A 13,014-nucleotide genomic window follows, 5' to 3' on the forward strand; every position below is an offset into this window, starting at 1 on the left:
TTCTGGTTGTGCGCCGGTCTGGATCGCGACCGGACCATGTACTGGGAAATGCTGGAATGAGAGCCAGTCGCCATGCCTTCGGAACCTGCCTGTCCGCACTCGTCGCGGTGCCGGTTCTGCTCGCAGTCGGAACCTCGGCGGCACAGGCCGACGATTGCCCCGACGCCGATGCCGCCACGCAGGCCTTCACGCGGGGTGACCTGCAATCCCTGAGACAGATGTCCAGAACAGCAACCGTTGCCCCCTGCCCGCCGGGATTCCGGAACTGGATCCGGGTGGCTGTGGCACGGGTCGCGACCGCAGGAATTGCCGGCAACCCGCCTGCCGACATTCACAAGGCCGCGGCACCACCCGAACTGGCGGCGCTGCAGCTCGACGTGCCGCAGCCCCTGGTGCTGGAGGCGCTGGGCGACGGCTACCGTGCGGCAGGCCATTACGCGGCGGCGGCCATGGCCTACCAGCGCGCGATGACATTGCTCGCGGACACCGGCCAGAGCTGGCAGGACTTTGATCCGGGCCCCGGCTTCGTGCGCATGATCCATCAGAAGATGGAGGAAGCGCGCCTGCTCTCCCCCACCCATGTCCCCGTCGACCTCGACCCCGCCACGCAGCGAAAGGGCGGGTATGCGCTCGGCTCCGTGCGCGGATTCAATCCGACCGTCCGGCGGGAGCCGATCGCGTTCGAAACCGACTCGACGGAACTGACGGATGATGGGGAGAAGACCGTCTCGCAACTGGTCGAGCGGCTGCTGAACGAGAATCCGGATATCGTCACGGTCGTCGGACACGCCGACGAGCGCGGCGAAGAGGGCTACAACGAGGCCCTTTCGGAGCGCAGGGCCGCGGCAATCGCGGAGAAGATCAGGGAGGCCGGATTTTCCGGCAATGTCACGGCGATCGGACGCGGCGAGAGCCAGCCCTTCCCGATTGACGGCCGGAATGCCCTGCCGCTGGAGGATCAGTGGCGGCTTGATCGACGGGTGGAGATATGCGTCGGCTTGGCCACGGCCACATGCGGCGGCTGATACTCGTACCCGTTACCCTGCTGGCCTTGCTGATTTCCGCCCCGGGCCAGGCTGAACTGCGCGCGCTTGTGGTGGCGGTCGAACTGGACGCGCCGGGCGCGGAACGCGATGCCGCCGAACTCGCAGACGCACTGCGGCATGTACACGGCAGCGACATCACGGTCCTGACCGGCCCTGACGCAAGACCAGGTCCCGTGCGCCGGGAACTTGCAATGCTGCAGTCCCGTGCCGCAGCGGGCGACCTGATCTTCTTTTCCTATGCAGGGGCGGGCGGCCAGCAGCCGGAACAGGCGCTGGGCAGCGAGCCCGACCAGTTGGACGAGGTCCTGCGGATGGGCGATGGCGACCTCACCACCGGGATCCGGGACGGAGAGCTTGCACTGTGGGCCTCCGACATTGCGGCAAGGGGCGCCCTCGCCATGCTGTTGCTCGACACGGGCTATGTCGATGCGCCCCGCCGACCGGCGAGCAGTCCAGGCAGCGCGCCGCAAGCGAGAGGACTTCCGGTGCAGGCGGTACGCCGGTGGCCCGAGTCATCCGCCGGATTTGCAGCACTCGCGGAAGTCTATCGGGCCTCGTCACTGTCGGGACTGGAGCAGATGCCGCCGCGCACCATGGTCCTGCAGGCGACCGCGGAACCGGATCACGCGGCACCGACGTTCGAGCTGACGGATGGCACCCACAGTGCGACCACAACGACGCGCGGCGCACTCAGCCATGCCTTCGCCCAGGCAATCCGGGGCGCGGCGGATCGCGATGGCAACGCACGCATTACCGCCGGCGAACTGGACCGCCACATCCGCGCGACAATGCGCCAGGTCACGGATGGCGCGGCGCGGCCAGGCATTCACTATCGCTTCGCACCGAAATCGACCCTCTTCTTCAGCCGGGGCAGCGCAGGCGGAGACCACGTCGCACTCCCGATCCCGCTGAACCGGACGATCTCGATCGAGCCGACGCGGCGGCATGCCTTCTCCGCAAGAGGTGATCTGGTTGCAGAACAGGCGACGGTCGGCATGGCCGGACAGATCACGCAGAGCCGACTGGCCATTGACCGGCTGCATCTGCTGGCCCGACACAGTCCCCTGGATGCCCGGACGGTGCCGGATCACGGTCTGTGGTCCTTTGGACAGCGCTTTTCGATCCGGATCGGAGACGCGGAACTGCCCCACCGTCTCATCGCCAACATCACCGGACACGGGACGGTGCAGATGCTTTATCCGGAAGCGCGTGGTCAGTCCGACCGGCCGGGGGGATTGCTGGATGACCTCGCGATCCTGGGACCATTCGGAACCGACAGCGTGGTGATCATCGCGACAGCGGAACCGGCGCAGGACCTGTATCAGACCTTCAGGGACTGGGACGGGCGGCCCTTTGACCCAGACATGGCGACCCGTGTCAGCGCACTGCTGGAGCGGCGCGACTTCCGGGTGGCCGTCCTGCCAATCGTCTCTGCCGCCGGTGGGGGAGCAAGCCAATGAACCGACCGAAGACAGCCTTGCCGCCACGAAGGACCCTGGGCCTCGGCCTTGTTCTCGGCTTTCTTGCCATGCTGCTGTCGCCGCATGTCACCGCCGAAGAGCCCCCCAAACCGGTTGCCCGCATCATCGGCGGCCACGAGGTCCAGTCGGGCGCACGTCCCTGGCAGGTGTTGCTGAACATCAACCGCGCCGGCCTCCGCTATACCTGCGGTGCCACCATCATCTCGGCCGACTGGATCCTGACTGCCGCCCATTGCACCCATGCCGTCGCCGACAGGCCGAACAGCATCCGTGTCCTCGCCGGCACAACGCAGCTGGAGGAGGGACACGGCGTCATCGTCGGCGTCAGGGAGATACACGTTCACCCGGACTACGACGGATCAGCCATCAATCACCCGAACGACGTATCCCTGCTCCGGCTGGCGGAGCCGCTGCCGTTCGTGCCGGTGCGCCTGATGGCACCTGCGGACGAAGAGGTGCTGGGCGTACAGGACACGCCGGGCCTCGTGATCGGATTCGGCGCCGTGGAGGAAGGCGGCGGCGCATCGGGCCGACTGCTGGAAACCAGCGTGCCACTGCAGGGCTACGACAAGTGCAAGCAGGTCTACGGCACCTATCTCCAGCCCGGCATGATCTGCGCCGGACTGGACGAAGGCGGGCGCGATACCTGCCAGGGCGACAGCGGCGGGCCGTTGCTGGTGCGGGACGGGAACGGTGATTTCGTGCAGTTGGGCATCGTCAGCTGGGGCGCGGGCTGCGCCGTTGCCGGACGCTATGGCGTCTATACCCGGATCACCAGCTACCTCGACTGGATTGCGGAACGAACGCGCCTCAGCATCGCGACCCTCACCGGTTTCGAGAATGATCCCCAGATGGTGGCCGCGGCAGCGCCGCCCGTCCTCGAGTCGGCGCTGGTCTCTTCCGATTCAGTCGTTGTGCTGCCTCAGGCTGCTGCCCAGGCGCCGACCGGCGCTGGTGACACGCCTGACAGCCCGGCCACGGCTCCTACCGGCAGCGCCATGAACATCGGCACGATCCTGGCGCCGGTTTCCCCGCGCCTGCCACCGCCGAATCTGGCCACCCTCGACATTCCCCAGCGCCCGGCAGGCAATCGCGCCCTGCTGATCGGCATCGACGACTACTGGGATGACGACTTCGACCTGACCGGCAGCGTCGCCGATGTGGAGCGCATCCGTGCCCTGCTGCTGGCCGATGGCAGCTTCACGGAGGACCAGATCATGGTCCTGACCGATTCCCAGGCGACACGGGCCAACATTCATCTGGCTTTCGAGCAGTGGCTGACGGCCCAGACCCGGCCCGATGACCTGGCACTGCTCTATTTCGCCGGACACGGCTTTCACCAGCAGGACCTGAACGGCGACGAGGCCGACGCGATCGATGAAGCCATTGTGCCCTACGATGCCAACCGCTTTCGGGCCCGTGACCTGATCCGCCCCGCTGTCATGCGCGTCATCGTGGACGACGACATCGGCGTCCTGCTGCGTGCGATCGCGGACAGGCGGGTGACGGCGATCTTCGATTCCTGTTTCTCGGGCTCCGTCACCCGGAATCTCGCCGCGAACGTGCCCGACACGGCCAATGCGCGTTCCCTGGATTTCCGGCTGGGCGGCACCTTCAAGCCGCTGCCGCGCAGTTCCATGCGTACCCGGACCAATGCCAACGACCTGATCGATCTGCGCAACGACAATCTGGTTGTCTGGACAGCGGTCTCCGAGCGGGAGCTCGCCCTGGTCGACCGCAGCGCCTCGCCGCCGGGCGGTGTCTTCACCTCAGCCTTTGTCGAGGGGTTGCGGAACAGGGCGGCTGACGCGGACGGGGACGGGATTGTCTCGCACGCCGAGCTGCTGGATCACCTGAGGCAGCGCGCGGGCAGCTATTGCAAGCAGAATCCCGGATCATGCGGAATCGGGCTGACCCCCACGCTGGAGGCGGCATCGGAGGCATACCTTACCGACGTCATCTCCAGACGCCCGGTCCACCGTGCCATCCTGGAATCGGCCACCGGCACACCATCAGCACCGGTCGGCCAGACGGAACCGGCGCCGGTCGCGTTGGCCGCCACGGCAGACGCATCGGCACCGCAGCAGGTTGCGGCAGCCGCGGTGCCACCGCCGTCGGCCAGACCTGAACCGAACCCTTCCGTCCGTCCGCCACGTCCGGAGGGTGCGCCGGAGGAGACCGTCGTCGATGGCCCGAAGAAGCCGCGGAAGAGTGTCGTCCATCTGGAAGTGACGCCGACCAGCACCGTGAAGGTTGGCGACCGGATTCGACTGTCGGTGACCGCCCGGCGGGAGGGGCGCCTGTTCGTGATCGACGTCCGCTCCGATGGTCAGATGGTGCAGATCTTCCCGAACAGGCTGGCTGTTGCCGCCGGACAGACATCGCGCATCGACGCGGGCGAGACGATGACGTTCCCGAAGCTCGCTGACGGCTATGACTTCGTGGCGGGTCCGCCGCTGGGTCAGGGTCGACTGGTGGCCATCCTCGCCGATCCGGAATCGGAAGTGGCGAAGGTGCTGGACCGCCATAGCGACCTGGAGACCATCAAGGACCTGCGCGCCTATCTCTCCGACGTTGCCGCGGGTCTGCGTCAGCCGCAACGGGACGGCTTTGCCATGCGTCTGCCCGACTGGACGATGCATGCGGTTGAATATGAGATTGTCCAATGACCAGGGAACGGGGCGGCAACATGCGCAAGGTTCGGAGGCTCCTTCTCGGACTGGCAACCGCCGGGGTACTTGGCGGCCTGGCGGCCACCGTCCCCGCAGCGGCCGACAGCAGCTCCGGACAGCTCGACGCCCTGGATCCGGCGCGCCGCGTCGCGGTGGGGCTGGAGCGGCTCGGCTTCTGTCTGGCCAGCGCAGCACTGCAGACCGCTCCGGACCGGAACGTGCTGATCGCCCCGACCGGAGCGGGCCGGATACTGGCCATGATCGGTGCGGGCAGTCCCCTGCCCGTCCGCCAGAAGATTGCGGCATTGCTGGCCTGGCCGGAATTCCTGGGCGGGTCGCTGGCATTCGGCGTCAGCCTGGACCGGGCGCGGCTATCTGCGGACGCCTCTCCCGATGTGACCCTGCGACTGGCGACCGGAATCTGGCACGACAGGAACCACGAACCCCGCACCTACTTCGCCCTGCATGCCGGGGCCGGCCTGCAGGCCATGGACCCTGCCGACCCGGCCACCACCGACCGGATCAACGCATGGATCAGTGACCGGACGGACGGCATGATCGCGGAGGCCATCACCGACATCCCCGCCGAAACGACCATTCTGATGGCCGATGTACTTGCCTTCAGCGGTGCCTGGAGCACGCCCTTCGACCCGGAGGAAACGCGCCGCGCCGCCTTCGCATCGGGAACACCCCTGGCCACGGAAGTGGCGATGATGCAGTCGCGCCGGCAGGTCCTGCCGCATCGCCGTGACGCCCATGGTGACTGGCTGACCCTGCCCTATGGCGACGGGCGCTTCGAGGCGGTGCTGGTGCAGCCGACGGCGTTCGAACTCGGCAGCTTCGGCAGGATGGCCTGCGAGACCGTTGGCGGCCTGACCGTCCCTGTGGCCGCAACCGACTCCCATTCGCTCACACTGCGACTGCCCCGCATGAAACTGGACGCAACGGCCAGTCTGGATCAGTTGCTTCATCAGGCGCGGCTGGGCGACGTGCTCGACGATCCCCTGCTGGGTTCATCCATGCTGACACCGGCAACGCGTCCCGGCCCGATACGCCAGCAGGTCGCGCTGACCGTCGACGAGAAGGGATCGAAAGTGGCGGCAGCGACGATCGCCATCGGCACCCGTGCCGGTGCAGAGCCGGTGGAACTGAACTTCGACCGGCCCTTCGTGCTGATGATCCGGGAACAGACGACCGGGCTGCCCCTGCTGATCGGCATGATCAACCGGCCGGGCGACGCGTCGGGCACCGACGAATAGGAAGGCCGACAGGCTATCTGCCCCGGAACACCGCCTCGCGCTTCTCCATGAAGGCGGCCATGCCTTCCTTCTGGTCCTCCGTCTGCATGAGCGGCAGCAGTTGCAGATAGACGTGGTGGACGTGGTCGCTGAAGCCCTCGTCCAGACCCATGCGCATCATCCGCTTCGACGCCTGCACGGCCAGCGGTGCGTTGGCCGCGATCTCGGCGGCAAGGGCCGCGCCCGCCTCCGCCACCTTGTCGGCCGGGTGAATGCTGCTAACCAGACCAAGATCCAGACTCTGCTGCGCATCGAGAGTCCGACCGGAGAAGATCAGTTCCGACGCCTTCGCCCAGCCGAGCATCCGGGGCAGCAGCCAGGTTCCGCCGGACTCCGGCACGATCCCGCGCTTGGTGAAGGCGGCCGAGAGCTTGGCGCTGTCGGACATCACGCGGATATCGCACCCGAGCGCCATGTCGAACCCGTATCCGGCAGCAGACCCGTTCAGCACGCAGATGGTCGGCTTGTCGATTTCATGCAGCACGGTGGGCGGCGTATTGCGCAGGTCGATGGTTGTCCTGACCGGTGCATTCGGTTCCAGGATGCCCCGGCTGCCGCCACTCGCGTCCCGGCGCAGGTCCAGCCCGGCACAGAACGCCCGCCCGGTCCCTGTCAGCACGATCACCCGGACGTCCGTGTCGTCGCGCGCCTGCAGCAGCAGCGCCGAAATACTCTCCAGCATCGGACGGGAGATGGTGTTCATCCGGTCCGGGCAGTTGAGCGTGATCGTCGCGACATGGTCGGCCACGTCATAGAGCACTTCATCATTGGTCTCGGTCATCGCTGCGGTCTCCCCTTCCGTCTGTCGCGAAATCACGCCGTTCCAGCGGCCAGTCTAGCCCCCCGCAACGGCAATCATCGAGATGGTAATGCGGTCAAAACCCTGAATGTCCTGTCGGACGCAAGACAAGCGGTCAGTGCGGCTTGCCGCGCAATGGACCGAACACGAAAAAGGCCCGGCGGATTGTCTCCGCCGGGCCTTTTCCGTTTCGTCCGGACTGGCTGTTGTCAGGAACAGCCGGTCGTCGCGCCGCAGGTGTCGCACTTCATGCAGGTGCCGTTGCGGACCAGGGTGAAGTTGCCGCAATCGTCGCAGGAGTCGCCTTCGTAGCCCTTCATCCGGGCTTCCGCGACCTGCTTGGCGCGGCCGTTGCCGGCTCCACTGGAGGCGCTGACCGTCTTGGTCTCGGAATAGGCCACGGTCTGGCTGACGGTTGCCCCGCCCGAAGTCCCCCCGGCGGACCGCATTACGGTCGCGGTTTCCTCCAGCGTCTGGGCCGCAGCCTGACGCTTCTCCGGGTTCAGGACATAGAGGTTGGAGCGGACGTAACCGGTGGACGCCAGACCCATCGCATGGGTCAGGGCCGCATCGGCGGCGCGGACCTCTTCCTCGCCCTTGGTCAGGTCAGGCAGATTGCCTTCGTCGGCGCCGTCACCGATGGCATCGGCGCGCAGGTCGCTCGGTTCCACATGCGCCAGGTCGTTGCGGCCAAGATAGCTGACCGCCAGTTCCCGGAAGATGTAGTCGAGGATCGACGTCGCGTTCTTGATCGCGTCGTTGCCCTGCACGATGCCGTTCGGCTCGAAGCGGGTGAAGGTGAAGGCCTCCACATATTCCTCCAGCGGCACGCCGTACTGCAGGCCGATGGAGATCGCGATGGCGAAATTGTTCATCAGGCTGCGGAAGGCGGCGCCTTCCTTGTGCATGTCGATGAAGATCTCGCCGATGCGGCCATCGTCGAACTCGCCGGTCCGCAGGTAGACCTTGTGTCCCCCGACCAGGGCCTTCTGGGTGTAGCCCTTGCGACGGCTGGGCAGGCGGTCCCGTTCGCGAACGACGATCTTCTCGATGATCCGTTCCGCCACGATCTGCGCCTTTTCGGTCAGCGAGGCTTCGGCCACGGCCTCTTCCAGCGTCTCGCCTTCCTCGTCCAGTGCCACGGCGTTGAGCGGCTGGGACAGCTTGGACCCATCGCGATAGAGCGCATTGGCCTTCAGACCCAGACGCCAGGACAGCATGTAGGCCTGCTCGCAGTCCGCCACCTTGGCGCTGTTCGGCATGTTGATCGTCTTGGAGATCGCACCCGAGATGAAGGGCTGCGATGCCGCCAGCATCCGGATGTGGCTCTCGGCGGACAGGTAGCGCTTGCCGATACGGCCACAGGGGTTGGCGCAGTCGAAGACGATCAGGTGCTCGTCCTTCAGGTGCGGCGCACCCTCCACGGTCATGGCGCCGCAGACGTAGGTATTGGCCGCCTCGATCTCGGACTTGCTGAAACCCATGCCCGCGAGCATGTCGAAGTTCAGGTCGTCGAGCTGTTCCGGTTCAAAACCCAGTACCCGCAGGCAGAAGTCCTCACCCAGGGTGTAGCGGTTGAAGGCGAAACGGATGTCGAAGGCGCTCTTGATTCCGTCTTCGAGCTGTTCGAGCTGGAAGTCGGAGAAGCCACGTGCCTTCAGGGTCTCGGTATTGATGAACGGTGCGCCGTCCAGCGTGGCATGGCCAACGGCATAGTTGATGATCGCATCCCGCTGGCTGTCGGTATAGCCGAGCTTCGTCAGCGCCTCCGGCACCGTGCGGTTGATGATCTTGAAGTAGCCGCCGCCGGCCAGCTTCTTGAACTTCACGATGGCGAAATCCGGTTCGATGCCGGTGGTGTCGCAATCCATCACCAGGCCGATGGTACCCGTCGGGGCAATGACACTGGCCTGCGCGTTGCGGAAGCCATGGTTCTCACCCAGGTCGAGCGCCCGCTGCCAGGACCGCTGTCCGGCCTTGACCAGCGCCTGATCCGGGCAGGACCGCACATCCAGCGGCACCGGCTTGATCGACAGTTCCTCATAGCCGTCCTGCTTGCCTTCGGCAGCACGGGCATGATTGCGGATCACCCGCAGCATGTGCTTCGCGTTCTTCGCATAGCCGGGGAAGGCCCCCAGTTCGCCCGCCATCTCGGCGGACGTCGCATAGGACACACCGGTCATCAGGGAGGTGATGGCACCGCAAAGCGCCCGCCCCTCGTCCGAGTCATAGCCCAGCCCCTGTGCCATCAGCAGGCCGCCGATGTTGGCAAAGCCGAGACCCAGCGTGCGGAAGCGATAGCTGAGTTCCGCAATCTCCTTCGACGGGAACTGCGCCATCATGACGGAGACTTCCAGCGTCACCGTCCAGAGCCGCACCGCATGCTCGAAGGCCTCGATATCGAAGCTGGCGTCGGCCTTGCGGAAGGTCATCAGGTTCAGGGAGGCCAGATTGCAGGCCGTGTCGTCCAGGAACATGTACTCGGAGCACGGATTGGACGCATTGATGCGGCCATCCTCCGGGCAGGTGTGCCAGTCATTGATGGTGGTGTCGAACTGCACGCCCGGATCGGCGGAGGCCCATGCGGCGTAGCAGACCTTCTCCCACAGTTCCGCCGCGTTGACGCGCTTGCCCGACTTCTCGTCGGTGCGGAACTTCAGCTCCCAGTCGCCACCGCGCTCCACGGCATCCAGGAAGGCGTTCGGCACGCGCACGGAATTGTTGGAGTTCTGGCCGGAAACGGTCAGGTAGGCGTCCGAATCCCAGTCCTTGTCGTAGACCGGGATATCGATGTGGCGATAGCCCTGCCCGGCGAACTGGATCACACGCTGGATATAGTTCTCCGGGATCACGGCCTTGCGCGCGGCGATGATCTCGGTCTTCAGGGCGCTGTTCTCCTTCGGATCCAGACGACGGTCGTCGTCGGGCGCAAAGGTATCGACCCAGCAGGCACCGATGATCGCATTCAGGTGGCGGTTGGCCAGGGTGGAGCCGGAGACGAGGGCCGCGACCTTCTGCTCCTCCACGACCTTCCACATGATGTATTCCTCGATGTCCGGATGGTCGAGGTCGATGGTCACCATCTTCGCGGCCCGGCGGGTGGTGCCACCGGACTTGATCGCACCTGCGGCACGGTCACCGATCTTCAGGAAGCTCATCAGGCCGGACGAGCGGCCCCCGCCGGACAGCGGCTCGTTCGCGCCACGCAGGGCGGAGAAGTTGGTGCCGGTGCCGGAGCCATACTTGAACAGCCGCGCCTCACGCACCCACAGGTCCATGATCCCGCCCTCGTTCACCAGGTCATCGCTGACGGACTGGATGAAGCAGGCATGGGGCTGCGGATGTTCGTAGGCAGTCTGCGACTCGGTCAGCTCGCCGGTACGGAAATCGACATAGTAGTGGCCCTGCGCCGGGCCATCGATGCCATAGGCCCAGTGCAGGCCGGTGTTGAACCACTGCGGGGAGTTCGGGGCCGCCATCTGCTTCGCGAGCATGTAGCGCATCTCGTCGTAATAGGCGCGGGCGTCCTTTTCCGCATCGAAGTAGCCGCCCTTCCAGCCCCAGTAGGTCCAGGTGCCGGCGAGCCGGTCGAAAACCTGCCGTGCATCACTTTCGCCGGTGACACGCTCCGACTTCGGCAGTTCGGCCAGCGCCTCCTCATCGGGGACACGGCGCTGCAGCCAGACGGGCACATCATCCTCCGCATGCGGCTTCAGTCGCGCGGGGACGCCAGCCTTGCGGAAGTACTTCTGCGCCAGCACGTCAGACGCCACCTGGCTCCATGCCTTCGGCACATTCATGCGGTCCAGACGGAAGACGACCGAGCCGTCCGGATTCCGGATCTCGCTGGTCGTCGTCCGGAACTCGATGGCGTCGTAGGCATCCGCCCCGTCCTTCGTGAAACGCCGCTCAATGCGCATTGGTCTTCCCCTCTGTTCCCGCAAACCGGAACACTCTCTCCGATTCGCGGGTTGGCGCGTAGCCGTGTTTTTGAATCATGTACTATCTGTTGCGCCGCAGCCCTGTCCGCGCCCGCAACAACCACAACATATTGCGTTCCATGGCCCATTCCCGTCAATCGGAAATCACAATATCTGGTGCCTTTGGGCAGGCCGAAATCTACATGCAGGGGGCGTCAGGTGGCGCGAACGGCGGGTTTCCGGGCTTGGCATATTCCGGCAACAATCTTCGCACACCACATATGGCGTCACGTGGTACCAGCAGGACACAGTCACCGAAGGAGATCAGCCGCACAGCCCGGCCCCTCACCCAGCATGGAAGGCCCAGCAAGTGTCCCCAGTATTCGCAACCGCCGCGGATCAGCGGCCGGAGGATCTGCATCGGGCCATGCTGGCCGCCTTCGCCGACTATCCGGTCCCCATGAAGTCCGATCTGGACGGGTTCATGAACATGCTTGACCAGCGATCATTCGACCCCGACCTGTCGCGGGTCGTGCTTGCCGGAGACAAGGTCGCCGCCTTCTGGTTCGTCGGACGTCGCGACAGGTCGGCTTACCCGATCACCAGCGGCTGCACCCCGGAACACCGGCGTCGGGGCCTGTCGCGCATGCTGGGTGCACGCTGCATTGCCGCGATCACCGAAGCCGGCATGACCAGCATGCAGCTCGAGGTGATCAGCGACAACGCGCCCGCACTGTCCCTTTACCGGTCTCTTGGCTTCACCGAACGAAGGCGGCTCGGCTGTTTCACCCTGGTCCCCCCTGACGACACCGACGAGGATCCGGCACCAGCCACCGTTGCCGTCGACCGGTCATGGCAGGATGTGATGCTGTCAGCCAGACAGGTGCGGGACTGGGAGCCGAGTTGGCAGCACGACGATGAATCCATCCTTGCCGCAGGTGATTCAGCCGTTTGCGCCACACATCATGAGCAGGGAGAGCTGTCAGGCTACGCCGTGCTGTTGCGCACACCGGGCGTCATTGCACAGGTCGCGGTGCATCCGGCGTGCCGACGGAACGGCCTGGGAAAGGCACTGGTTCAGAGCCTGCAAAAATGTGTAACGGGGCGCCCGCTGCGGATCCTGAACGCCGATGCATCGGACAGCGCGTTTACCCGGTTCGTGGCCCACATGGGCGGAACGCACTTCCTCGACCAGCTCGAGATGGTGAGGGAATTGGATCAGAAAAACACGACAATGCTATGAAATATCGAAGGAAATTTCCCTCTGGTGCCCCAGGCCCGACTCGAACGGGCACTCCGTTACCGGAAGCAGATTTTGAGTCTACCGCGTCTACCGATTCCGCCACTGGGGCATTTCCAGAAGGCTGGCGGATCATAGATGCCGCGCCACTTTGATCAAGTGACATCGGAGCGGGAGTATCGGTGGTCGCTATAGGCTTGCGGGCACGACGCACCTTCGTTATACAGCCGCCTTCCTGAGACATTCACGGGCCAGTCTGCGCGCTTGCGCGGTGCGGCCCCCAGACGAGCGGACGAGAGCCATGAAAGCGGACATTCATCCCGACTATCACGAGATCACGGTGCAGCTGCCCAGTGGCGATACCTACCAGACGCGCTCTACCTGGGGCAGCGCCGGTGACACGCTGGTGCTGGACATCGATCCGTCCACCCATGCCGCCTGGACCGGCGGCACGCAGCGTCTGATGGACAAGGGCCAGGTCGCCAAGTTCCGCAGCAAGTATGCGGGCTTCGGACTGAAGTGATCTGCCCGGCGGGTTCGACCCGCCGCATGCCGGAT

Annotated in this window: 8 protein-coding genes and 1 tRNA gene; 6 read left to right on the forward strand and 3 right to left on the reverse strand. The window is 65.4% G+C overall.

Annotated features, from left to right (window positions below; translation table 11 throughout):
* Positions 1–56 precede the first annotated feature (56 nt).
* Genes QGV55_RS11390 through QGV55_RS11405 form a run of 4 tightly spaced genes read left to right on the forward strand, consistent with a single transcriptional unit; the run spans position 57 to position 6,458 of the window.
* The gene (locus QGV55_RS11390; protein WP_281016692.1) at positions 57–1,025 is read left to right on the forward strand and encodes an OmpA family protein; all 969 of its coding nucleotides are present in this window, start codon (positions 57–59) and stop codon (positions 1,023–1,025) included.
* Complete coding sequence (locus tag QGV55_RS11395) at positions 989–2,506, forward strand: caspase family protein (protein WP_281016691.1); 1,518 nt, start codon at positions 989–991, stop codon at positions 2,504–2,506. Before QGV55_RS11390 ends, QGV55_RS11395 begins: the two co-directional genes overlap by 37 nt.
* Positions 2,503–5,196 (forward strand): trypsin-like serine protease, encoded by a 2,694-nt coding sequence (locus QGV55_RS11400; protein ID WP_281016690.1) that lies wholly within the window; start codon positions 2,503–2,505, stop codon positions 5,194–5,196. Before QGV55_RS11395 ends, QGV55_RS11400 begins: the two co-directional genes overlap by 4 nt.
* Positions 5,193–6,458: a serpin family protein gene (locus tag QGV55_RS11405; RefSeq protein ID WP_281016689.1), complete on the forward strand. Its 1,266-nt coding sequence runs from the start codon at positions 5,193–5,195 to the stop codon at positions 6,456–6,458. Before QGV55_RS11400 ends, QGV55_RS11405 begins: the two co-directional genes overlap by 4 nt.
* 13 nt (positions 6,459–6,471) lie before the next feature.
* Here QGV55_RS11405 and QGV55_RS11410 read toward each other — a convergent pair whose 3' ends face one another.
* Positions 6,472–7,278: an enoyl-CoA hydratase-related protein gene (locus QGV55_RS11410; RefSeq protein WP_281016688.1), complete on the reverse strand. Its 807-nt coding sequence runs from the start codon at positions 7,276–7,278 to the stop codon at positions 6,472–6,474.
* A 227-nt stretch (positions 7,279–7,505) separates the two neighbouring features.
* Positions 7,506–11,216: a vitamin B12-dependent ribonucleotide reductase gene (locus tag QGV55_RS11415; protein WP_281016687.1), complete on the reverse strand. Its 3,711-nt coding sequence runs from the start codon at positions 11,214–11,216 to the stop codon at positions 7,506–7,508.
* 427 nt (positions 11,217–11,643) lie between these two features.
* On the opposite strand from QGV55_RS11415, the gene QGV55_RS11420 reads away from it, so the two are divergent.
* Positions 11,644–12,459: a GNAT family N-acetyltransferase gene (locus QGV55_RS11420; protein WP_348637612.1), complete on the forward strand. Its 816-nt coding sequence runs from the start codon at positions 11,644–11,646 to the stop codon at positions 12,457–12,459.
* A 22-nt stretch (positions 12,460–12,481) separates the two neighbouring features.
* Here the strand turns inward: QGV55_RS11420 and QGV55_RS11425 are convergent.
* Positions 12,482–12,568, reverse strand: a tRNA-Leu gene (locus QGV55_RS11425).
* Between the two features lie 189 nt (positions 12,569–12,757).
* On the opposite strand from QGV55_RS11425, the gene rpmE reads away from it, so the two are divergent.
* On the forward strand, positions 12,758–12,979 hold the full coding sequence (rpmE, locus tag QGV55_RS11430; RefSeq protein ID WP_281016685.1) for a 50S ribosomal protein L31: 222 nt from the start codon (positions 12,758–12,760) through the stop codon (positions 12,977–12,979).
* Positions 12,980–13,014 lie beyond the last annotated feature (35 nt).

It is taken from the genome of Minwuia sp. IMCC3009, assembly GCF_029909415.1.
Taxonomy (GTDB): Bacteria; Pseudomonadota; Alphaproteobacteria; order Minwuiales; family Minwuiaceae; genus Minwuia.